The following is a 22,231-nucleotide window of genomic DNA, read 5'->3' as shown; positions in this document are numbered from 1 at the left end:
GGCGCAGTCTTCTCCACGTAGGCGGTCGCACCGTTCGGGCACGTCGCTGTCGGCCAAGCGTCCCCCGACTAGGGGGGACCCTAACGTGTCCGCTGTGCCGCGTGCGCCTTGATGGCACTTTTGAGTGCATTTTAACTACGTCTTGTTGATAAACCGGGTCTCCGTTGGGCGAACCTGGTAGCCATCGCTGTTCGAACGAAGCGATGCGTGACACGGTGAGGCGCGTGATCCCCGACCACTTACCCCCGACCGGCCGCTTGCGTCCCCCGACCGGCCCACCTCGTCCCCCGACCGGCCCTGTGCGCTCCACGACCGGAGCAGCGCGTCCCGCCGCCGGTCCCCTGCGCCCCCCGGCCGGAGCCGTGTTCCCGCAGCTCACCCCGAGCGGCACCGCCGACGACGACCTGCTGGAGCTGGAGCTCGCCGACCCTCCGTCCGCGCGGCCGTCCCAGCCGCAACCGTCGCCCGCGAGGGCGGACTCCCCGAACCGCTCCGACGACCCGAACGACCCCTTCACGGAGGGTCACCAGGGCGCCGCGCTGCCCGGGTCGGCGGGTGAGCACCTGCTGCAGTGCGCATACGGCACCGCCAAGCGCGCCCGGCGCTTCTACGACGACCAGGTCCTCGACCACCTGAACCCGCAGATGAAGGAGTTCATCTCCCGGATGGAGATGGCCTTCGTGGCCACCTCCGACTCGCGTGGCGAGTGCGACTCCAGCCTGCGCGCCGGTCCCCCGGGCTTCATCGAGGTGCTCGACGACCGGCACATCGCCTACCCCGAGTACCGGGGCAACGGCGTGCTGGCCAGCCTCGGCAACATCAGTGAGAATCCGCACATCGGGATCCTGATGTGCGACTTCGTGTCCGACCTGATCGGTCTGCACGTCAACGGCAGGGCACGCATCGTCGAGGACCCGGACCTGAGGGCCATCCACCCGGCCCTGCCCGCGGAGTTCGACCGCGGCCGCACGCCCGAGCGGTGGGTGGTCGTGCAGGTCGAGGAGTCCTACGTGCACTGCCGCAAGCACATCCCGCGGATGGCTCCGGTCGTGCGGCAACGCAGCTGGGGCACCGACGACATCAAGCGCAAGGGCGGCGACTACTTCGAGGCGAAGGGCACGCCGCGGCCGTGGCACCGCGTCGACGCCGAGGTCGGCGCGGGCTAGACGACGCCGACGCCCGGGCCGGGGCCTGGCTGCGTCCGAGGGGCGGGCGATGGGACGGTGGTGCTTCCCGCGTCGACCGGCCCCTCCCACTCGGCGGGATGTCCCTGTTCGCTCGAAGGGATCAGGGCCACGACCTGCCCAAGCCAGACATTTCGCAAGATACTGTCACCGGGGTCGCCGTGCGGGCGACCCCGGTCGGCGGAGCGCGCCAGCGCGGACGGTAGGAGAGTCGTGATCGAGCAGGAAGAGGCCGGTGCTGCCGGCTCCGCCGGTGGCGTGCGGGACGAGGGCATCGACCGCCGCACGGCGGCCGAGTCCATCGAACGCGAGCTCGTGATGATGTTCCGCCGGGCGCGCAACGTGTCGAGCATGGTCGCCGAGCAGGTGCACCCGGACCTCGACCCGGCCTCCTACAGCCTGCTGCTGATGGTCGACGAGCACGGGCCGCTGCGGGGCATGGACGTCGCCGACCGCACGCGGCTGGACAAGTCCACGGTGAGCAGGCAGATCGCGACGCTGGTGGAGCTGGACCTGCTGGAGCGGGTGCCCGACCCCGACGACGGCCGGGCCCGGCGCATCCAGCTCTCCGAGCTGGGGCGCGCCCGCCTGGAGCAGGTCCGCAACCAGCGGCGCAAGCACCTGCACGGCCAGTTCGCGAGCTGGACCACGCAGGACCTCAAGGACATGGCCCGGCTGCTGAACAAGCTGAACGGCATGATGTGACCCTCTGATGGCCGAGCGGGCCGCCGGTCCCGCGACCTGCGGTGACCTGCGGACGACGGGCCCGGCGGCAGCCGCTGCGCGGCCCTCGCGGTCTTGGCGCGCATGAAATCGGCGGTGGGGCACGGTTCCGCTGCTGGCACATGGCTTGGGATAGCGGCGCACGGCTCGGGCTGCTGGCGCACAGCTTGGGCGGCGGCGTGCGGCTTGGGCGGTGGCACATGGCTTCGGCTGGTGGCACATGGCTTCGGCGGCGGCGCGCGGCTTGGGGTAGCGGCGCGCAGCTTGGGCAGCGGCGCACGGCTCTGCTGCTGGCGCACGGCTTCGCCTGGTGGCGCGGTTTCCGGCTGAAGGCCACAGGTCTCGGCGGCGGTGGGCCGATCCGGCTGCTGGGCCGTAGGTCCCGGCTGCGGTGGGCAAATCCGGCTGTCGGTGCGTAGATCGCGGCTGTCGGCCCGCGTGTCGGTCTGGTGGTCCGGCCCCTTCTCCCTTCTTGTTGATCCACCTCACACGGCAATCGTTCGACTGCCATCAAGTTGCCTAACGCAACTAACCTTTGTATAGTTGCCTCGAACAACTAAAGGGATGTAGCCAATGGGACCCACGCCTGAACTCTGCAGCGAGCTGCTGCGCCCGCTGCGCTTCCTGGTCGGCCTCAAGCACGTGGCGTTGCAGAAAGGCTTCCAGTTCAACGACGAAGTGCCCTACGCCGCGACCGGTCTGCTGGCCGAGCTCGTGTACCGCGGCGAGTGCCGGGCCTCCGACCTCGCCCAGCACCGGGTCGTCGACGCCTCGGTGGTCAGCAGGCAGGTGCACCAGCTCGAACAGGCCGGGATGATCACGCGCCGCCCCGACCCCGCCGACCGGCGGGTCTCGCTGCTGCGCGCGACGCCCGACGGCGAGCGCGCGCTCGCCGCGCTGGAGCGCCGCAAGGCGGAGTGGCTCAGCCGGGCGCTGAGCGAGTGGGACGACGACGCCGTCCGGCGGCTGGTCGACCTCCTGTCGACGGCGGCGAAAGACCTGCACCGCGCGGCCCACGCGCAGGAGGAGGTCCCGGCGGACGCGCGGCGGGGCGCCGAGCCGTCCACCGGCGCGGAGCCCACGTCCTCCGCGGCGACGCCCGCAGCCGAGCGGCCCGCACCCGAACACCCCGGGTCCGAGCGGCCCACGCCACAGCCGCCCGCACCCGAGCCGCCCGCACCCGAGCGGCCCACGCCTGAGCGGCCCGCACCTCGACAACCCGCGCCGGCCGCGACGCCCGCGCCCGCGGCGCAAACGCCCACGACGACGGAAGGAGCCTGATGACCAGCTCGACGATCCGGCACGCGGCCCCCGAGCGGGTCGCGCCCGCGCATGCGGACGGGACGTCCGAGCCGATGACCCACCGGCAGATCATGGAGGCGATGTCGGGCCTGATGCTGGCCCTGCTGGTCGCCATCCTCAGCTCGACCATCGTGTCGAACGCGCTGCCGCGCATCCTCGCCGATCTGAACGGCAGCCAGAGCCAGTACACCTGGGTCGTCACCGCGATGCTGCTGACCTCGACCGCGAGCACGCCGATCTGGGGCAAGCTCTCCGACCTGTTCAGCAAGAAGGCGCTCTACCAGCTCGCCATCACGATCTTCACGGTCGGCTCGGTGCTCGGCGGCTTCGCGCAGTCGATGCCGGTGCTGATCGGCTTCCGCGCGGTGCAGGGCATCGGCATGGGCGGGCTGCAGGCGCTGATCCAGGTCGTGATCGCCGCGATGGTCTCGCCGCGCGAGCGCGGCCGCTACAGCGGCTACATCGGCGCGACCTTCGCGGTGGCCACGGTCAGCGGACCGCTGGTCGGCGGCGTCATCGTCGACACCCCGTGGCTGGGCTGGCGCTGGTGCTTCTGGGTCACGGTGCCGATCGCGGTCATCGCGTTCATCGTCCTGGGCCGCACGCTGAAGCTGCCGGTCGTCAAGCGCCCCATCAAGATCGACTGGTTCGGCGCGCTGTTCCTCGTCGGCGGTGTGAGCCTGCTGCTGGTCTGGGTGTCGATGGCGGGCAAGCAGTTCGCCTGGGCCTCGCCGGAGACCGCCGCCCTCGTCGGTGGCGGCGTGGCGGCGCTGGTCGTGGCGGTGATCATCGAGAGCAGGGTCGGCGAGCCGATCGTGCCGCTGCGGATGTTCCGCAACGGCACCGTCACCTGGCCACGATCGGCACCGTCGCGGTCGGTACGGCGATGTTCGGCGGCGCGGTCTTCCTGGGCCAGTACTTCCAGATCGCGCGCAGCTTCAGCCCCACCCACGCCGGCCTGATGACGCTGCCGATGGTCGGCGGGCTGTTCCTGTCCTCGACGATCTCCGGCCAGATCATCTCCCGCCGCACCGGGCGCATCAAGCCGTTCCTGGTCGGCGGCGGCATCGTGCTGGTGGCCGGGATGGCGCTGCTGAGCACGATCGACCACGAGACGAACCTGGTGCTGGTCGGCTGCTACCTGGCCATGATGGGCATCGGCGTCGGCGCGCTGATGCAGAACCTCGTGCTGGCGGTGCAGAACACCACCGACAGCCGGGACATGGGGTCGGTCACCTCGGTCGTGACGTTCTTCCGGACGCTGGGCGGCTCGGCGGGCGTCTCGGTGCTGGGCGCGATCCTCGCGACGCGCGTCTCGGACTACATCGTGGCGGGACTGGCCGGAACGCCCGCCGCCTCCGGAGCGGGCGGAGGCGGTTCGCTCGACATCGACTCGCTGCCAGCGCCCGTCCAGGTCGTGGTCCGGGCCGCCTACGGAGACGCGATCGGGGACATCTTCCTCGTGTCCGCGTGCATCTCCGTGGTGACGCTGCTAGCTGTGCTGTTCATCAAGGAGGTCCCGCTGCGCACCACGGTTGATTCACAGCCCGCGCAGGGGGCTGTGGACAACTCCGCCGAATCTGTGGACAAGTCGGTGGATACCAGCGCGCACGAAGCCGCCGCCACCAGCGGCTATCCCCAGGTTGGGGGTGTGCGCGAAGGCACTGTGCACAGCCGCCGCGAACCTGTGGACAACTCTGTGAACAACGGGTCCGATGCCTGGTCAGAGCCGGTGAGGCCGCGGCCGTACACCACCGAAGGAGTGCAGTTGACGGGAATCCTCGACGATCTCCACCTACACGGTTCGGTGACAGACGCTTCCGGCGCTCCGGTCGAGGGCGTGGTGCTCACCCTCACCGACTCCAGCGGGCGCCAGGCGGGCCGGGTGCGCACCTCGGGCGACGGCCGCTACCGCCTCGCGGTCCCGCACGGCGGCAGCTACGTGCTGATCGCCTCCGGCGGCAGCTACCAGCCGACCGCGTCGATGGTCGTGATCGGCGACCGGCCGGTGGCCCACGACGTGCGGATGTTCGGCGCGGGCGGGGTCAGCGGCGTGGTCCGCGCCGGCGCGCGGGAGGTCTCCGGCGCGATGGTGCTGCTCACCGACGTCCGGGGCGAGGTCATCGGTTCCTGCGCCACCGGCGAGGGCGGCCGGTACGTGTTCGGCGGTCTGGTCGGCGGCGTGTACGCGCTGACCGTCACCGCCGACGGCTACCGCCCGACGGCGACCTCGGTCCACGTCGACGACGGCGAGCAGGTGCAGCTGGACGTGGCGTTGCAGGCCGGCACGACGCTCAGCGGCGTCGTGCGGGCTCCCGGGCTCGACGCCCCGGTGCCCGACGCCAGGGTCACCCTGCTGGACGTCGACGGCGTGGTCGTCGCGGCGGCCACCACCGGTGCCGACGGCGGCTACGAGTTCACCGACCTGCCGGAGGGCGAGTACACCGTCATCGCCACCGGCTATCCGCCGGTCGCGTCGTCGCTGCGGGTCGCGGGCGAGCAGGTCGCCCACGACGTCGAGCTGGGCCACCCCGGGAACTGAGCAGGAAGGGCATGCTGAACATGGACAACGGCCACGGCGCGGTGACCGCCACCGTGCGCGCCGGCGACGGCTGGCCGGTGCCCGGCGCCGCGCTGACTGTCATCGACCCGGCGGGCGCGCAGGTCGCCAGGGTTCTGGGCGACGACGACGGCTCGGCGGTCGCCGCCGGGCTGCCCGCGGGCACCTACACCACGATCATCACCGCGCTCGGCTACGAGCCGGTGGCGCGGACGACGATGGTGCACGAGGGCCGGGCGGCGGCGCTCGGAGTGGTCGAGCTGCGGCAGGCCGGTGGGTTCGACCTGCCCGCGCCGGGGCGGTGGCGGATCGACCCGGTGCACTCGTCGATCCGGGCCAGCGCGCGGCATCTGGGGATCAGCAGCATCCACGGCCGCTTCACCGACTTCACCGGTGACGTCCACGTCGGCAACCCGATCGAGACGTCGGTCGTGGAGGTCGTGATCGACGCCAGGAGCATCGACACGGCCAACGAGCAGCGCGACGAGCACCTGCGCGGCGCGGACTTCCTCGACGTCGAGCGCTACCCGGAGATCGCGTTCCGCTCGACCGCGCTGCGCCCCCGCGGCGGCGACGCCTGGGACCTCGACGGCGTCCTGATGCTGTGCGGGGTGAGCAGGCAGGTGCGGCTGGACACCCGCTTCGCAGGCGTGGGGCCGGACCCGTGGGGCGGTACTCGGGCTTCGGCTTCGGCGTCGGTGCAGCTGCGCCGGGAGGACTTCGCGATGAACTTCAACCAGGCGCTGCGCACGGGCATCGCCGCCATCGGCACCACGTTGCGCGTCGACATCGACATCCAGGCGGTCCGGCAGGGCTGAGGCCGTGCGGCGGAAGGGCTGGTCATCGGCTCCCCGGGGGTTGCGGGAGCATCCGAGGCGCGTGCGGTCACCGGCGGGTGGCTGCACGCGCCTCTTCTTGCCGCTAGACTTGAGTGCGGGCCGCTCAACTTTCCTAACGCCGGCTCGTGACGGCGGCGGGGTACCGGGTGGCAGGCAAGTGCGACGAGGTGAGGAATGGACGCTTTCAACCCGACCACGAAGACCCAGCAGGCGATCTCTTCGGCGGCGCAGGCCGCGACCGTCGCGGGCAATCCCGACGTCACGCCCGCCCACCTGCTCGGCGCCCTGCTCGCCCAGGGCGACGGGCTCACCGCGCCGCTGCTGTCCGCGGTCGACGCCGACCCCGCCGAGGTGCGCTCCGAGCTGGAACGGATCATCAACGCCCTCCCGGCGGCCAGCGGCTCCACCGTCTCCGCGCCGCAGCTCTCGCGCGAGGCGGTCAGGTCGCTGACCCACGGCCAGCACCTGGCCACCGAGATGGGCGACGACTACGTCTCCACCGAGCACCTGCTCGTCGGGCTGGCGACCGAGGGCGGCCAGGTCGCCGACCTGCTGCGCAAGCACGGCGCCACGCCGGAGGCGCTCAAGGACGCCTTCGCCAAGGTGCGCGGCTCCGCCCGGGTGTCCAGCCCCGATCCCGAGGGCACCTACAAGGCGCTGGAGAAGTACGGCCAGGACCTCACCGACCGCGCCCGCCGCGGTGACGTCGACCCGGTGATCGGCCGCGACGCCGAGATCCGCCGCGTCGTGCAGGTGCTGTCCCGGCGCACCAAGAACAACCCGGTGCTGATCGGCGAGCCCGGCGTCGGCAAGACCGCCATCGTCGAGGGGCTGGCCCAGCGGATCGTGGCCGGCGACGTGCCGGAGTCGCTGCGCGGCAAGCGGGTGGTGTCGCTGGACCTGGGCTCGATGGTCGCGGGCGCGAAGTACCGGGGCGAGTTCGAGGAACGCCTCAAGGCGGTGCTCAAGGAGATCACCGAGTCGGCGGGCCAGATCATCACCTTCATCGACGAGCTGCACACCATCGTCGGCGCGGGCGCGACCGGTGAGGGCGCGATGGACGCGGGCAACATGATCAAGCCGATGCTCGCCCGCGGCGAGCTGCGCATGGTCGGCGCCACGACCCTCGACGAGTACCGCGAGCACATCGAGACCGACGCGGCCCTGGAGCGCCGGTTCCAGCAGGTGCTGGTCGGCGAGCCGAGCCCGGAGGACACCGTCGCCATCCTGCGCGGCCTCAAGGAGCGCTACGAGGTCCACCACGGTGTGCGGATCACCGACGGCGCGCTGGTCGCCGCCGCCACCCTCTCCGACCGCTACATCACCGCGCGGTTCCTGCCGGACAAGGCCATCGACCTCGTCGACGAGGCCGCGTCCCGGCTGCGCATGGAGATCGACTCCCGTCCGGTGGAGATCGACGAGGTCGAGCGGGCCGTGCGCAGGCTGGAGATCGAGGAGATGGCGCTGGCCAAGGAGGAGGACCCGGCGTCGCTGGACCGGCTGGCCGCGCTGCGCTCCGAGCTGGCCGACCGGCGCGAGAAGCTGTCCGAGCTGACCGCGCGCTGGCAGGGCGAGAAGGAGTCGATCGACAAGATCCGCGTGCTCAAGACCCAGCTCGAGCAGCTGCGCGGCGAGTCCGAGCGCGCCGAGCGCGACGGCGACCTCGGCAAGGCCGCCGAGCTGCGCTACGGCCGGATCCCGACGCTGGAGAAGGAGCTCGACTCGGCCACCGCGGCCCAGAGCAGGCACAAGGCGATGCTGCAGGAGGAGGTCACGCCCGACGACGTCGCCGACGTGGTGAGCGCGTGGACGGGCATCCCCGCGGGCCGGCTGCTGGAGGGCGAGACGACCAAGCTGCTGCGGATGGAGGACGAGCTCTCCGCCCGCGTCGTCGGCCAGGCCGAGGCGGTGCGCGCGGTCTCCGACGCGGTGCGCCGGGCGCGCGCGGGCGTGTCCGACCCGGACCGGCCCACGGGCTCGTTCATGTTCCTGGGGCCCACCGGCGTGGGCAAGACCGAGCTGGCCAAGGCGCTGGCGGGCTTCCTGTTCGACGACGACCGGGCGATGGTCCGCATCGACATGAGCGAGTACTCCGAGAAGCACTCGGTCGCGCGCCTGGTCGGTGCGCCGCCCGGCTACGTCGGTTACGACCAGGGCGGCCAGCTCACCGAGTCGGTGCGCCGCCGCCCGTACTCGGTGGTGCTGTTCGACGAGGTGGAGAAGGCGCACCAGGACGTCTTCGACGTGCTGTTGCAGGCCCTCGACGACGGCAGGCTGACCGACGGCCAGGGCCGGACGGTGGACTTCCGCAGCACGATCCTGGTGCTGACCTCGAACCTGGGGTCGCAGGCGATCGCCGACCCCAACCTCACCGAGCAGCAGCGCGACGAGGCCGTCCGGGCGGTGGTGCACCAGCACTTCAAGCCGGAGTTCCTCAACCGGCTCGACGACGTCGTGGTGTTCCACGCGCTGTCGACCGAGGAGCTGACGTCCATCGTGGACATCCAGGTGGAGCGGCTGGCGCAGCGGCTGGCCCAGCGCAGGCTGGTGCTGGACGTGCAGCCCGCGGCTCGCGACTGGCTGGCGCTCAACGGCTTCGACCCGGTCTTCGGCGCCCGGCCGTTGCGGCGGCTGGTGCAGTCGGCCATCGGCGACCAGCTCGCGAAGAAGCTGCTGGGCGGCGAGATCCGCGAGGGCGACAAGGTGCGGGTGGACACCAACGACGACAGCTCGGCGCTGGTCGTCGAGTCTGCCTGACGACGCAGGGGGCGGTTCTGTCCGGAACCGCCCCCTGCGCGCACCGCGCTGACCGGCTTTTCGCCATCTGCGCCCTGTGAACCGGCTCGCACGCGGTGTCAGCGCCGGGCCAGCGTGGAGATCCCGGCGACCGCAGCGAAAGTCCCGGCCGCCGCCGCGAACACCACGGTCGCCGCGGTCAGGCCGAAGGCGGTGGTGAGGAATCCCAGGGTGACGCTGGGAACTCCGGCCGACAGGTAGGCCACGACGTAGATCATCGCCGAGGTGCCCGCCCGGTGCTCCGGGGTGGCCATGGCGGTGAGCAGCCGGAAACCGCCCATGAACATCATTCCCCAGCCGACGCCGAGCACGATCGAGGCGGCGAAGAACAGCACCGGGCTGCTCGCGACGACCGAGGTCGCCACCCCCGCCAGCGACGCGATGAGCAGGGGCGTCGCGACCAGCACCGCGCGCCTGCCCGGCCACCCGGAGAACACCAGCTGCGCCAGTCCCCCGACCCCGGCGAGCGTCGCCACCGCGAGCCCGCCCACCAGGTACGGCGCCCCGCTGACCATGCCCTTGGCCACCGACGGACCCAGCGACATGTACATGCCGCCGACCGTCCAGGCCGCGAGCATCGTGGTCGCCAGCAGCGCGAAGTCGCGGCCGCGTCCGGCGGGAACCGTCGGTCGCTGCGGGCGCAGCAGCTCGCGCCACGTGCGCCCGCTGCCGGTCACCCGCTCGGGCATGGCGAGCACGGCGGGCACCGCGGCGGCCAGCCCGATCAGGATCACCACGTAGCTCAGGGTGGTGGGGCCGGGCGCGTACTGCACCAGCGCCCCGGCCATCAGCGAACCGAGCGCCATGCCCAGGCTCGCCGAGACGCCGTTGATCAGTGGTCCGCGGTTGGTGCCGGGAGGCTGGAAGTCCAGCAGGGCGCCGCTGACCGCGCTGGTCGCCGCGCCCGTCGCCAGGCCCTGGAGGATGCGGCCGAGGTAGAGCCAGCCCACCGCGGGCGCCGTGGCCAGCACGATCACCGAGACGATCTCCACCAACAGCGAGACCAGCAGCACCGGCCTGCGGCCGACGTGGTCCGACAGCGAGCCGAACATGATCAGTGACACCAGGATCGCCACCGCGTACACCGCGAACACCTCGGTGAGCACGGTCGTGGTGAAGCCCCAGCGCTGCTGGTAGATCGAGTACATCGGGGACGGCGCGGTGGAGGCCATCAGGAAGACGCACAGGATGCCGCCCACCAGCCAGAAGGAGAGCGATCTGGGCAGCCGCCGCGGCGGCGCGGCGGTGCTGCGACCGGGGGTGGGGGCGAGCTCCTGCGTGGTCATGTCGGGTCTCCCTCGGAACGGATCATTCCGTTCCGGAGCAACGCCCGCGGCGGAACGAAGTATTCCGCTCCGCGTGGAAAACTTTCACGTCGTGATCAGTCGGGCTCGGCGGGCGCGAGGAAGTCGTCTGCCGACGGGTCCGGTTCGCCCTGTTCGTCCACCTGCGGAACGGATGGTTCCGCTCCGGGGTATCGTGGGGGGATGGCGGCCCCTGGTAAGACGGTCTCGTACGACGACCGGGTCATCGCCGCTGCTCGCGAGGTGTTCGGCGAGCAGGGCTTCGCGGCTCCGATGTCGGAGGTCGCCAAGCGCGCGGGGGTCGGGGTGGCCAGCGTGTACCGCCGCTATCCGAGCAAGCAGGCGCTCGCCGAGGCGGTCCGCATGGCCTCCCTGCGCCGCATCATCGCCGAGGCGGAGGCCGCGCTGTCCGAGGAGTCCGACGCCTGGGCGGCCCTGGTCCGTTTCATGTCCCGCTGCCTGGGCGCGGAGACGCCGATCGGCACCGTGCTCCCGCCGGTCGACGAGCTGCACGTCCACTCCGACGAGTTCCTGCTGTTGCAGGACCGGATGGCCGAGCTCGTCGAGCGGATCGTCACGGCGGCGCAGCGGTCCGGCGCGATGCGCGCCGACGTGCACTGGACCGACATCCCGCTGCTGTTCAAGCACCTCAACCCGAAGCTGCCGATCGGCGAGGACCGCCGGGCCGAGCTGCGCGCCCGCTACCTGACCCTGGTCCTGCAGGGGCTGCGCGACGACCGCGCCGGGCCGCTGCCGACTCCCGCGCCCGACGTGGACGAGTGGCGCGCGATGTGCGACAGCCGCGCCCGCGGCTGACGGCGGAACCAGGATTCTCCGGCGAAGGGCCGTCCGCGCCCGCGGCTGGCGGAAGCGGGAGACTCCGGCGAAGCAGCTCACGCCCGCGGCTGGCGGAAGCGGGAGGACTTCGGCGAAACGACCTCCGCGCCGGCAAGCCGCGGCCCGGGGACTGCGCGCCCGCCCATCGGGGGTGGGTGCCCGGCGTACCCCCATACGCCGGGCACGCGGTGCGCACGGCCTCGGGCCACGTCGCTGCCTGCCGGGTTGTGCGGTGCGCCGCGGCTCGCCGGCCGCCCGCGCACGGGTGGGCCTGGAACATCGCGATGCTGATCACCAGGACACCACCGCGTCGTGGTTGTGGCGCGCGGCGACCGCCGCGGACGCGTCCGGGCACGACGGCCCGAAGTGATCACGTGAACACCGGCAGACACCTCAGCACGCGAGGGCCGGGCCCCACATCCGCAACCGCTACTGAGGGGGGCACGGAGTTTAGTGAGTACGTAGTGGCCGCTGACTAGAGTTGACCTCCGCGTTCGAAGGAGGTTGGGCAGTGTGAGCAGGGCGGGGGAGCTACCCGCGGAGGTCACGCGGTTCGTCGGCCGTGCGGAGGCGCTGACCGAGGGCGCCCGGTGGCTGGCTTCGGGCAGGGAGGCCGCGGGCGAGGGGCGGCTGCTCGTGCTGACCGGGATCGGCGGTGCGGGCAAGACGCGCCTCGCCGTCCGGCTGGCGCGCCAGGAGCGCGACCAGGGCCACTACGACGAGGTCAAGCTCGTCGAGCTGGCCGGGGTGAGCGGCGGGGACGACGTCGTCATGGAGGCGATCGGCCGGGCCCTGGGCCTGCGCCGCCACGACCAGCGCCCGCGCGCCGAACGCGTCGTGGAGCACCTCGGCGACCGCCGCGTCCTGCTCGTGCTGGACAACTGCGAGGAACTCGTCGAGCCGGTGGGCCGCTCCCTGACGGACCTGCTGCGCGCCGCTCCCGGCCTGTCGGTGCTGGCCACCTCGCGGCGGAGCCTGGGCCTGCACGCCTGCGGCGAGTACGACCTGCGCCTGGGACCGCTGGAGGTGCCGGCGGCGGACGCCGCGCCCGATCGGGCCGACGCCTCCGAGGCGGTGGAGCTGTTCCGGGTGCACGCGGTCCGCAGCGCACCGGGTTTCGTCCTGGACGCCTCGACGAGACCGCTGGTCGTCGAGATCGTCCGGTTGCTCGACGGCCTGCCGCTGTCGATCGAGCTGGTCGCATGCCGGTTGCGCGGCGCGAGCCTGCCGTCGCTGGCCGCGATGGTGCGCCGCTGGCTGCACGAGCTGACCGATGACGGCAAGAGCGTGCCTGCGCCGCTGGCGGCGCTGCGCTCGGTGATGTGGTGGACCTACGAGTCGTGCCCGCCCGAACAGCAGCGGCTCTGGCGGCGCCTGTCGGTCTTCCGCGACGGTTTCACGCTCGCCGCGGCCGAACACGTCGGAGGTGACGACCTCGGCGGCGCCCCGGTGGACGAACTGCTGCTGGAACTGGTCGACCGCTCGGTGCTCACGCTCGGCCGCGACGGCCGCTACCAGATGCTGGAAACGCTGCGGCAGACCGGACTCGACCGGCTCCGCGCGGCCGGTGAGGAGTCGCGGATCGCCGATCGCCACCTCGGCTACTACCGCCTGCTGGCCCACGACGCCGCCCGCGGCTGGTACTCGGAACGCGAGATCGAGGCGCTGCAGGGCATGGGCCGGGAGATGCCCAACGTGCGGGCCGCGCTGTCGTGGTGCGAGACCGGAAACCGCAAGACCGACGCCCTGCTGCTGCTGTGCGACCTGGGGGCGCTGCGGATCTGGTGCTACGACGGCCTGCTGCCCGAGGGCGTGGACTGGTTCCGGCGGATCCTGGCGCTGCCAGCCGAGGCGCCGCCCGAGGTCGAGGCCGTGGCGTGGGCGCACACCACGGTCATCGTGGTCTCCCAGGGGCTCGGCGCGCGCAGCGGGCGAGAGGTGCTGGCCAACGCCGAACGCGCGCTGGAGCGGACCGACGACCCCGGTGCCGCGGCGGCCGTGGAGTACGCCCGGGGCACCTACCTCGGGTTCGCCGCGGCTTCGGCGGAGTCGGCCGAGGTGCTGGCCAACGCCCTCGACGCGGCACGCCGCGTCGGTGCCCCCGGCGGCACGGTCCACATGATCTCGCTGTTCCGCGCGGTGTTCCTGGCCAGCTACCGCGACGACCCGCAGGAGGCGCTGTCCGCGGGCCGCGAGCTGGTCGCCGACGCGGACCGGCACGGCGCGCGGTGGGCGCAGAGCTGGGCGGTGTGGCCGCTGGCCGTCGCCGAGACCGGCCAGGGCCATCCCGAGCGCGCGTTGCCCCGGCTGCGTGCCGCGCTGCGCACCCAGCTCGACATCGAGGACGCGTGGGGCCCGCCGTGGTTCGTCGAGCTGTGCGCGTGGGCGCTGGAGTCGCTGGGCCACAACCGGGCGGCGGCGCAGGTCTTCGGCGCCGCCCGGGCGTTGCAGGACGCGGTGGGGGCCGACCTCTTCGGGCTCGGGGTGTTCAGCGCGCGGCACACCGCGGCCTGCGACCGGGTGATCGCCGCGATCGGCCGGCGCGCCTTCGACACCGCCTACGAGCAGGGGCGCTCGGCCGGCGCGGCGTCCCGCGGCGGCGCCTCCCCGCGCCGGGACCACGCCGAGATCGTGCGGATGGTCCTGCGGATCATCGCGTCCCTGGAGGGGACGGCGACGCCCGTGCCGGGCGACGTCGTGTTGACGCGCCGCGAGACCGAGGTCGCGCGGCTGGTCGCGCACAACCTCACCAACCGCGAGATCGCGGCCAGGCTGGTGCTCTCCCCGCGCACCGTGGAAACCCACGTGCAGAACGTCCTCAACAAGTGGGGCGTCTCCAGTCGCGAAGCCGTGGCGCAGCTCGTGCCGGTCCGTCTGGCGAGCGCCGACGAGACCGAGCCAGGCGGCTGACGGCCGAAGTAAACGCCTCGACCCCGCGCGCACGGTCGCCTCGACTGACTCGTACTACCCCGCAATCACCGCCCCGAATTCCGTCTTGGGGCGGTTTTCGCTGTTCAGAGGCCGATTTCGGGACTGTGGCTTGACCAAGATCGCAGTCTGATTATCCTATGGTCATAGGTAATTAGTACGTTAGGAGAAGGTGCTTGATCGAGTTCAGGGTCGACACCGGTTCGGGCGTGCCGCCCTACCGGCAGCTCGTGCACCAGGTCGAGCACGCGCTGCGGCTGGGGCGGCTGCGCGTCGGCGACCGGCTGCCGACCGTCAAGGACGTCGCCAAGCGGCTGGTGATCAACCCGAACACGGTGCTCAAGGCCTACCGCGAGCTGGAGCACAAGGGGCTGGTGAAGGGCCGCCCCGGCCAGGGCACCTTCGTCGAGCGCGGCCTGACCGGCCTGCCCGCCGACAAGCAGGCCGAGCTGCGTGCCGGCCTGGAGCGGTGGCTGGCCGAGGCATACCGGGCCGGCATGGATTCCGACGGCATCGCCGCTCTCGTGGCGACGGTGCTGCACGACTTCAAGTCCTGAGGGGGACGCATGACAGAAACCGCGATCTCCGCGGTCGACCTGGGCAAGCGGTACGGCCGCAGATGGGGTTTGCGGCACTGCTCGCTGGAGGTGCCCGCGGGCCGCGTCGTCGGCCTGGTCGGGCCCAACGGCGCAGGCAAGTCGACGCTGATGAACCTGGCGGTCGGGCTGCTGCGCCCGACCGAGGGCGAGCTGCACCTGCTCGGTGAGCGCGTCGGCCCTGGCACCGTGCTGGAGCGGGTGGCCTACATCGACCAGGAGCACTCGCTCTACCGCGACTTCAAGGTCCGGGAGATGCTCAGGGCCGGGCGGGTGCTCAACCGCCGCTGGGACGAGCGGATCGCGCTGGACCGGCTCGGCGAGCTGGGCATCCCGCTGGACCGCAAGGTCGGCGGCCTTTCCGGCGGTCAGCGCGCGCAGGTCGCGCTCGCGGTGGCGCTGGCCAAGAAGCCGGACCTGCTCATCCTCGACGAGCCGGTGGCCAGCCTGGACCCGCTGGCCCGGCGCGAGCTGATGAGCGTGCTGATGGCGACCAAGGCGGAGTGGGACTGCACCGTCGTGCTGTCCTCGCACGTGGTCTCGGAGCTGGAGCGGCTCTGCGACCACCTCGTGGTGCTCGACCGCGGCACGGTCAAGCTCGCCGCCGACATCGACGACCTGCTGGAGGAGCACCACCTGCTGACCACCACCGCCGACGCGGTGGAGGGCGTGGTGGGGGCGATCTCCGGCGAGGTCCTGCACCGCGAGGACGACCGCGGCGCGGTGTCGCTGCTGGTGCGCGGGCGCCCGCCTGCCGGTGCCGTCCACGACGTCCAGCCGGTCAACCTCGAGTCGCTGGTCATGCACTACCTGTCCGCGCCGGGACGGCAGGAGGTCGCCGCGTGATCTGGTTGACCTGGCGCCGGCACCGGTTCGCCGTCGCGGCGTTCACCGCGCTGTTCCTCGCGATCGTCGCGGTCTACCTGCTCTCCGGGCCGCTCGGCAGCGACGCCCGCACCGTCTACACCTTCGCCTCCGGGTTCGCGCGGCTGGTCAAGGCCGGCGAGGACGTGTGCGGCTTCATGCTGCTGCCGCTGCTGGTCGGCATGTTCGCCGGTGCCCCGCTGGTTTCCCGCGAGCTGGAGCGCCGCACCTTCCGCTACGCCTGGACGCAGGGCGTGTCGCGCACGCACTGGCTGCGCACCGAGGTCCTGCTCGTCGGCGGTGCGATCCTGCTGATCAGCACGCTGTACTCGGCGACGCACATGCTCTGGTTCGCGCCGCTGGTGCCGGAGGAGGGCTGGTTCCGCATCTTCAACCAGGGCGTCGTGGTGTTCCCGGCGAGCTGCCTGTTCGCGTTCGCCTTCGGCGTCCTCGCGGGCACCGTGCTGAAGCGGACCGTGCCCGCGATGGTGGCGGCGCTGGTCGGTTCGGCCGTCGTGTTCAGCGCGCTCGGCTACCTGCGACCCCACTACATGGCGCCGCTGCACCGCACCCAGGTCGAGGACGGCCGCCTGGCCCCCACGACCGGGGAGTCGCTCCGCGACGACTTCATCGTCTACAGCCAGTCGGGTCCCGCCGGCTACTCGCCGGACACGGGCGTGAGCACCTGGGCGTACACCTACCACCCCGCCGAGCGGTTCTGGACCTTCCAGGTCGTCGAGGCGGGCATCCACCTCGGTCTCGTCATGGTCTGCCTGGTCGCCGCCTTCTGGTGGCTGAACCGCAAGACCGCCTGACCCTGGAAGGGAAAACCCGTGCGCGTATCCAAGTCGATGACCGCTGCCCTCCTGTCCGCCGCCGCGCTGCTGACCGGCGCGGGCACCGCGGGCGCGGATCGTGGGCGGAGGCCCCGCCGACGAGCCCTACCCGTTCATGACCTCGCTGCGGGTTCCCGGCGAACCCGGGTTCCAGTGCGGAGCGGCGCTGGTGGATGAGCAGTGGGTGCTGACCGCGGCGCAGTGCGTCGACAGCTTCCAGCCCGGGTGGATCACGACCCGCACCGGCAGCGCCGACCGCCTCGACGGCGGTGAGGAGCGCGGAGTCGCCGAGATCGTCCTCCATCCGCGGTACGGGCAGGACAGCGCGGCGCGGCACGACTTCGCGCTGCTGAAGCTGGACCGGCCCGTGGAGCTGCCCGCGGTGCCGATCGCGGCTCCCGGAGTCCCGGCGGGCAAGGACACCCGGCTGGTCGGCTGGGGCCGGGAGTGCGGCGAGGCCGAGTACGGCGCGGACACCGCCGGCTGGCTCACCGGGATCGTCTACGTGGACCGCTCCGGTGCGGAGTACGGCATCAGCGAGGCGCTGTCCCGCATCGGGCAGTCCTCGCAGGGAGTCGGCACCGAGCAGTTCACCCAGCTCGAGCGGGCCGGGTACACCGCGCAGTACCTGCTCCAGCCCGCGGACCGGTTCTGGACCTTCCAGTTCATCGAGGCCGGGATCTTCCTCGCCCTGGCCGCGGTGTGCGCCGGTGCCACGTACCGGTTGCTGCGGCGGAGGCCGGTGTGACGGCGGCGGGGAACCGGGCACGCACCGGTTCCCCGCCGTCACCGCAGGTCATCCGGCGACGACTAGCCCGGTCCGGGCCGAACCCCCAGGTGATCTTCGTGTTCTGCGGCGATCGGACTACCCTGCGCTGTGTGGGTATGCCTGCGTGGGTCTGGTTCGCCGTAGCCGTCGTCGCGATCGGAGCCGGGGTCGCACTGCTGATCACCGACCGGTCGCAGCGGACCTCGAAGAACAACCGCGAGCGACGACGCTGGGCCGCGCTGCGCGGCTGGCAGTTCGCCGAGGCCGACCAGGTGCTGCCCACCCGCTGGGAGCGCGGCGCGCTCGCCCAGTACGGCGGGGCCACCGCCACCGACGTGGTCGCGGGCTCCACCTTCACCGCCGACGGCCGCCGCCAGGTCTATGTGCTCGACCTCGAGGCCGGTGGCCGCAGCGCCGCCGTCCTCGCCGCGATCCGCTGCCGCCGCAGCGTGGCGGCCACCGTCGAGCTGTGGCTGCCGGACGTGCCGGTGCCGCAGGACTCCGGCCTCGATCTGCTCGGCCCGGTCGGGTCGCGCTACGCCTTCGTCACCGACGTCGCGGCCGCGCGCCCGCTGGTCACCCCCGATCTGGTCGACGCGACCGAGGACATCGGCACCGACGTCACGGTGGTCTGGCTGGAGGGCGACTGGGTGCTGGCCGCCATCGACCCGGCCGAGGCCGAGCCGGCCCGCCTGGAACGCCTCCTGCGGGCCCTCGGTGAACTGGCCGACCTGGTCGACCCGTTCGACAGCGACCCGAACGAGGAACCCGGCGTGGCCGAACGCACCATGGAGGAGTCCGAGCAGGCGTGACGCGCTCGGCGGCCGGTGGATACCGTTCCGGTATGCCGACCGCACTCGTCACCGGTGCCACCTCGGGCATCGGCAACGCATTCGCCCGCAGGCTCGCCGCGGAGGGCTTCGACCTGGTCCTGGTGGCCAGGGACGCCGAACGACTGACCGCGCTCGCCGAACGGCTGAGCGCCCGGCACGGCATCCACGCCGAGGTGCTGCCCGCGGACCTGACCGACGCCGGTCAGCTCGCCACCGTCGAGGAGCGCGTCGGCTCCACCGGCCGGCCGGTCGAGGTGCTGGTCAACAACGCCGGGTTCGGCACCTCCGGGGCGTTCTGGGACACCCCGGTCGAGAAGTTCCAGACCCAGCTCGACCTCAACGTCGCGGCCGTGCTGCGGCTGACCCACGCCGCCGTCCGCGCGATGCGCGAACGCGGTCGCGGTGACGTGATCAACGTGTCCAGCGTCGCGGGCTTCTTCGCGGTGTCCGGCTCGACCTACGCGGCCTCGAAGGCCTGGGTCACCGCGTTCTCCGAGGGTCTCTCGGTGCCGCTGACCGGTACCGGTGTGCGGATCATGGCGCTGTGCCCGGGTTTCACCCGCACCGAGTTCCACGAGCGCGCGGGGCTGGAGATGAGCGGGATGCCCAGGGCGTTCTGGCTGGACACCGACACCGTCGTCCACGAGGCGCTGGCCGACCTGCGTGCGGGCCGGACCGTGTCGATCCCCGGCATCCAGTACAAGGCGCTGGTCGCGGTCGGCCGGCTGATCCCGCGCTCGCTCCAGCGGCGCATCGTCGCCCGATCGGCGCCTGACCGCACCTGAGCAGCGGGTACGATGGCCGCTCGTGGAAAAGGTCGACGAACAGCAACGCAAGGAACTGGCCCGGCTGATCGAGCAGCTCGCCGTCGTGCACGGGCGGGTCGTGCTCTCCTCCGGCAAGGTTGCCGACTACTACGTCGACCTGCGCAGGGCGACGCTGCACCACGCGGCATCCCGCCTGATCGGCACTTTGCTGCGCCAGCTCACCGCTGACTGGGACTACGCCGCCGTCGGCGGGCTGACGCTCGGCGCCGACCCGGTCGCGACCGCGATGATGCACGCCGACGGCCCGGTGCTCGACGCCTTCGCCGTCCGCAAGAGCGCCAAGACCCACGGCATGCAGCGGCGCATCGAGGGGCCCGACGTCGAGGGCAGGCGGGTCCTGGCCGTCGAGGACACCTCCACCACCGGTGGCAGCGTGCTGACCGCCGTCGAGGCCCTGCGGGAGGGCGGTGCGCACGTCGTCGGCGTGGCGACCGTCGTCGACCGCGACACCGGCGCCCGCGAGGCGATCGAGGAAGCCGGGCTGACGTACCGTTCGCTGCTCGGGCTGGCCGACCTCGGCCTGCGCTGACCGATCCCCGGAGGAGTGGGCATGGGAGCCATCGTCCTGATCGCGCTGGTCCTGATCGTGCTGATCCTGGCGGGTGGCGTGGGAGCCGGTCTCCTGCTCCGCAAGCGCCAGTTCGGCAAGTACGGCGAGCTGGTGCGCCAGGGCGCGGGCTGGCGCCAGGTGCCCGCGAACCCGCAGCTCTGGCAGCGGGTCGCCGCGCTGCGGTGGTTCGCGGGCAGGCGCGGCCTGCAGGACTTCTTCCACATGGCCGGTGAGCACCGCGGCGTGCCGTTCGAGGTCGTGCAGTACCGGCGCCCGCCGGGCGTCGGCGAGCGGGTCTACACCGCCGCGGCCGTCGTCTACGTGCCGCGCCCGGTCCCGGGTCCCGGGCTCCACCTCGCCCACCGCGACTCATGGACGCCGCTCGGGCAGGACGTGGAGGTGCCGACCGGGCACCCGGAGTTCGACCGCTCGTTCCTGGTGTCGTCGCAGAACCCCGACTTCGCCCGCGCCATCATGCAGCCCGGGCTGGTCGAGGGGCTGCTGCGCGACGGCCGGATGCGCTCCCGGGTGGTCGAGTTCGCCCCGGAGCACCTGGTGGTCTTCGCGACGGTGGTCGCGACGAAGGACGCGGTGCTGCCGATGCTGGACATGTTGGTCGACATCCGGGAGAACGTGCCGTGGCAGAACTTGGCGCGGTAGTGGACGAGCAGGAACCGGGCCCCACCGAGTGGGGCACCACCGTCGGCGTCGGCCCCTGGGAGGGGCCCTGGCCCGACGACGAGCGCTACGACCCGGAGCTGCTCGCGCACGGCGACCGCCGCAACGTCGTCGACGAGTACCGGTACTGGCGGCGCGAGGCGATCGTGGCCGACCTGGACCGGCGCAGGCACGGCTTCCACGTGGCGATCGAGAACTTCCAGCACGACCACAACATCGGCACGGTCGTGCGCACCGCCAACGCCTTCGCCGCGCGTGCGGTGCACATCGTCGGCCGGAGGCGGTGGAACCGGCGCGGGGCGATGGTGACCGACCGCTACCAGCACGTGCACCACCACCCGGACCTGGAGTCGCTGCGCGCCTACGCGCGCGAGCACTCGCTCGCGGTGGTCGCGGTGGACAACACCCAGGGCTCGCGACCGATCGAGCGGACCGCGCTGCCCGAGCGCTGCGTGCTGCTGTTCGGCCAGGAGGGCCCCGGCCTGCGGGACGAGTCGCGGGAGGGCGCCGACCTGGTGGTGTCGATCGCCCAGTTCGGCTCGACCCGCTCGATCAACGCCGGTGTGGCCGCGGGGATCGTCATGCACACCTGGATCGAGCAGCACGCCGACCTCGCCACCGCCTGGTAGCCCGGCGCCGCGCGCGAAGTCCCCGCAAAACAATCGCGCGGGCCCCGGACGGACCGGGACCCGCGCGTGTGCGGCTCGTGGCTCAGGCGGCTGCCTTGGACTTGCGGCGCCGCTCGCGGACGTACTCGATGATGATCGGCACGACCGAGATCAGCACGATCAGGATCGCCATGGCCTCCAGGTTCTCCTTGATCCACGGGATGTTGCCGAGGAAGAAGCCGAGCAGCGTCATGCCGACGACCCAGGCGACACCGCCGATGGCGGAGTAGAGGAAGAATTTGCGCTGGTCCATCTTGCCGACCCCGGCGACGGCCGTGATGAAGGTCCGCACGATCGGCACGAACCGCGCCAGGATGATCGCGCGGGCCCCGTAGCGCTCGAAGAACTCGTGGGTCTTGTCCACGTGTTCCTTCTTGAACAGCTTCGAGTCGGGTTTGTTGAACAACGCCGGGCCGACCTTCCGGCCGATCCAGTACCCCGTCACGTTGCCCACGAACGCGCACACCGTGAGGATCAGGCAGGTCAGCCAGATCGGCGTCTGGATCGCGTCGGTGGCCACGAACAGGCCGGTGACGAACAGCAGCGAGTCACCGGGCAGGAAGAACCCGACCAGCAGGCCGCATTCGGCGAAGATGATCAGCGCAACGCCGATCAGCGCGAACGGGCCCAGCGACTTGATGATGTGCTCCGGATCGAGCCAGTCCGGCAGCAGAGCGAGCGATGACGTGCTTGCGGCGTCGATGAGCGCGGGCAATTCGGGCGTCACGCCTGCCAACGGTACCTTGGCCGTGCGCGGACCGGCGGACAGCCCGATCGCAGCCGGTGACCGCCTGGTCGCGGCGGCGGTGCGCGGCCTGATCGACACGTCGCGCAGCGGCGGACCGCCGGGCTAGAGCGTCGAGACCACTCCGGCGACGGCGCCCGCGAACAGGCCCAGCGCCAGCGCGAACAGCAGCACCCGGGCAACCGGCAGCCGCCTGCGCACCTCGGCGGGCGGCGGAGGGGCGCCGGGCGCGAGCGGGGCGGGCGGGGCGCCGTGACCGGTGCGAGCGCCGTGGCCGGTGGGGTCGCCGCCGGGACTGCCGACGGCCTGGGCGCGCAGGGCCGCCGACAGCAGCCGCTCGGGGTTCTGCTCGTCCACGCGGCCAGCCTAGGGGGTGACCGCCGCCGCCCGCG

21 protein-coding genes are annotated in these 22,231 nt (G+C 72.2%); 18 read left to right on the top strand and 3 right to left on the bottom strand.

Going from position 1 to position 22,231, the window contains the following annotated elements; genetic code table 11:
* Nucleotides 1–362: 362 nt before the first annotated feature.
* The 7 genes from SACE_RS34780 to clpB all read left to right on the top strand — a co-directional run bounded on the left by SACE_RS34780 (nt 363) and on the right by clpB (nt 9,365).
* Nucleotides 363–1,166 (top strand): pyridoxamine 5'-phosphate oxidase family protein, encoded by an 804-nt coding sequence (locus SACE_RS34780; RefSeq protein ID WP_009944531.1) that lies wholly within the window; start codon nt 363–365, stop codon nt 1,164–1,166.
* Between the two features lie 231 nt (nt 1,167–1,397).
* Nucleotides 1,398–1,889 (top strand): MarR family winged helix-turn-helix transcriptional regulator, encoded by a 492-nt coding sequence (locus SACE_RS34775; protein ID WP_009944532.1) that lies wholly within the window; start codon nt 1,398–1,400, stop codon nt 1,887–1,889.
* 591 nt (nt 1,890–2,480) lie between these two features.
* Nucleotides 2,481–3,188: a MarR family winged helix-turn-helix transcriptional regulator gene (locus tag SACE_RS34770; RefSeq protein WP_009944533.1), complete on the top strand. Its 708-nt coding sequence runs from the start codon at nt 2,481–2,483 to the stop codon at nt 3,186–3,188.
* On the top strand, nt 3,188–4,171 hold the full coding sequence (locus SACE_RS40415) for an MFS transporter (RefSeq protein WP_011875276.1): 984 nt from the start codon (nt 3,188–3,190) through the stop codon (nt 4,169–4,171). The genes SACE_RS34770 and SACE_RS40415 overlap by 1 nt, the downstream gene beginning before the upstream one ends.
* The gene (locus tag SACE_RS40410) at nt 4,096–5,751 is read left to right on the top strand and encodes an MFS transporter (RefSeq protein ID WP_011875275.1); all 1,656 of its coding nucleotides are present in this window, start codon (nt 4,096–4,098) and stop codon (nt 5,749–5,751) included. The genes SACE_RS40415 and SACE_RS40410 overlap by 76 nt, the downstream gene beginning before the upstream one ends.
* Nucleotides 5,752–5,762: 11 nt before the next feature.
* The gene (locus SACE_RS34760) at nt 5,763–6,587 is read left to right on the top strand and encodes a YceI family protein (RefSeq protein ID WP_009944535.1); all 825 of its coding nucleotides are present in this window, start codon (nt 5,763–5,765) and stop codon (nt 6,585–6,587) included.
* A 195-nt stretch (nt 6,588–6,782) separates the two neighbouring features.
* The gene (clpB, locus tag SACE_RS34755; RefSeq protein ID WP_009944536.1) at nt 6,783–9,365 is read left to right on the top strand and encodes an ATP-dependent chaperone ClpB; all 2,583 of its coding nucleotides are present in this window, start codon (nt 6,783–6,785) and stop codon (nt 9,363–9,365) included.
* A 98-nt stretch (nt 9,366–9,463) separates the two neighbouring features.
* Here clpB and SACE_RS34750 read toward each other — a convergent pair whose 3' ends face one another.
* Nucleotides 9,464–10,690 (bottom strand): MFS transporter, encoded by a 1,227-nt coding sequence (locus SACE_RS34750; RefSeq protein WP_009944537.1) that lies wholly within the window; start codon nt 10,688–10,690, stop codon nt 9,464–9,466.
* A gap of 201 nt (nt 10,691–10,891) precedes the next feature.
* Here SACE_RS34750 and SACE_RS34745 point away from each other — a divergent pair, with 201 nt between their 5' ends.
* From SACE_RS34745 to SACE_RS34695, 11 genes are all read left to right on the top strand, one after another.
* The gene (locus SACE_RS34745; protein ID WP_009944538.1) at nt 10,892–11,524 is read left to right on the top strand and encodes a TetR/AcrR family transcriptional regulator; all 633 of its coding nucleotides are present in this window, start codon (nt 10,892–10,894) and stop codon (nt 11,522–11,524) included.
* Between the two features lie 534 nt (nt 11,525–12,058).
* The gene (locus SACE_RS34740) at nt 12,059–14,455 is read left to right on the top strand and encodes an ATP-binding protein (protein WP_009944540.1); all 2,397 of its coding nucleotides are present in this window, start codon (nt 12,059–12,061) and stop codon (nt 14,453–14,455) included.
* A gap of 194 nt (nt 14,456–14,649) precedes the next feature.
* Entirely contained in the window at nt 14,650–15,030 is a 381-nt protein-coding gene (locus SACE_RS34735; RefSeq protein WP_009944541.1) for a GntR family transcriptional regulator, read from the top strand.
* 9 nt (nt 15,031–15,039) lie between these two features.
* Nucleotides 15,040–15,915: an ABC transporter ATP-binding protein gene (locus SACE_RS34730; RefSeq protein ID WP_009944542.1), complete on the top strand. Its 876-nt coding sequence runs from the start codon at nt 15,040–15,042 to the stop codon at nt 15,913–15,915.
* The gene (locus SACE_RS34725; RefSeq protein WP_009944543.1) at nt 15,912–16,748 is read left to right on the top strand and encodes an ABC transporter permease; all 837 of its coding nucleotides are present in this window, start codon (nt 15,912–15,914) and stop codon (nt 16,746–16,748) included. Before SACE_RS34730 ends, SACE_RS34725 begins: the two co-directional genes overlap by 4 nt.
* Before the next feature lie 100 nt (nt 16,749–16,848).
* Nucleotides 16,849–17,517 carry a S1 family peptidase gene (locus SACE_RS34720; protein ID WP_009944545.1) on the top strand — a complete coding sequence of 223 codons (669 nt, stop codon included), beginning with the start codon at nt 16,849–16,851 and terminating at the stop codon, nt 17,515–17,517.
* A gap of 137 nt (nt 17,518–17,654) precedes the next feature.
* Complete coding sequence (locus SACE_RS34715; protein WP_009944547.1) at nt 17,655–18,350, top strand: type III secretion system chaperone family protein; 696 nt, start codon at nt 17,655–17,657, stop codon at nt 18,348–18,350.
* Between the two features lie 32 nt (nt 18,351–18,382).
* On the top strand, nt 18,383–19,156 hold the full coding sequence (locus SACE_RS34710) for an SDR family NAD(P)-dependent oxidoreductase (RefSeq protein WP_009944548.1): 774 nt from the start codon (nt 18,383–18,385) through the stop codon (nt 19,154–19,156).
* Nucleotides 19,157–19,178: 22 nt separating this feature from the next.
* Entirely contained in the window at nt 19,179–19,727 is a 549-nt protein-coding gene (gene pyrE, locus SACE_RS34705; RefSeq protein WP_009944549.1) for an orotate phosphoribosyltransferase, read from the top strand.
* Nucleotides 19,728–19,748: 21 nt separating this feature from the next.
* Entirely contained in the window at nt 19,749–20,408 is a 660-nt protein-coding gene (locus tag SACE_RS34700; RefSeq protein WP_009944550.1) for a hypothetical protein, read from the top strand.
* Complete coding sequence (locus tag SACE_RS34695; protein ID WP_009944552.1) at nt 20,408–21,055, top strand: TrmH family RNA methyltransferase; 648 nt, start codon at nt 20,408–20,410, stop codon at nt 21,053–21,055. The genes SACE_RS34700 and SACE_RS34695 overlap by 1 nt, the downstream gene beginning before the upstream one ends.
* 82 nt (nt 21,056–21,137) lie before the next feature.
* Here SACE_RS34695 and SACE_RS34690 read toward each other — a convergent pair whose 3' ends face one another.
* Nucleotides 21,138–21,821: a DedA family protein gene (locus SACE_RS34690; protein WP_231849879.1), complete on the bottom strand. Its 684-nt coding sequence runs from the start codon at nt 21,819–21,821 to the stop codon at nt 21,138–21,140.
* A 123-nt stretch (nt 21,822–21,944) separates the two neighbouring features.
* Complete coding sequence (locus SACE_RS34685) at nt 21,945–22,196, bottom strand: hypothetical protein (protein ID WP_009944555.1); 252 nt, start codon at nt 22,194–22,196, stop codon at nt 21,945–21,947.
* Nucleotides 22,197–22,231 lie beyond the last annotated feature (35 nt).

Source organism: Saccharopolyspora erythraea NRRL 2338 (genome assembly GCF_000062885.1).
Taxonomy (GTDB): Bacteria; Actinomycetota; Actinomycetes; order Mycobacteriales; family Pseudonocardiaceae; genus Saccharopolyspora_D; species Saccharopolyspora_D erythraea.
The sequence above is the reverse complement of the archived record's forward strand: the minus strand, read 5'-3'. Positions and strand labels throughout refer to the sequence as shown.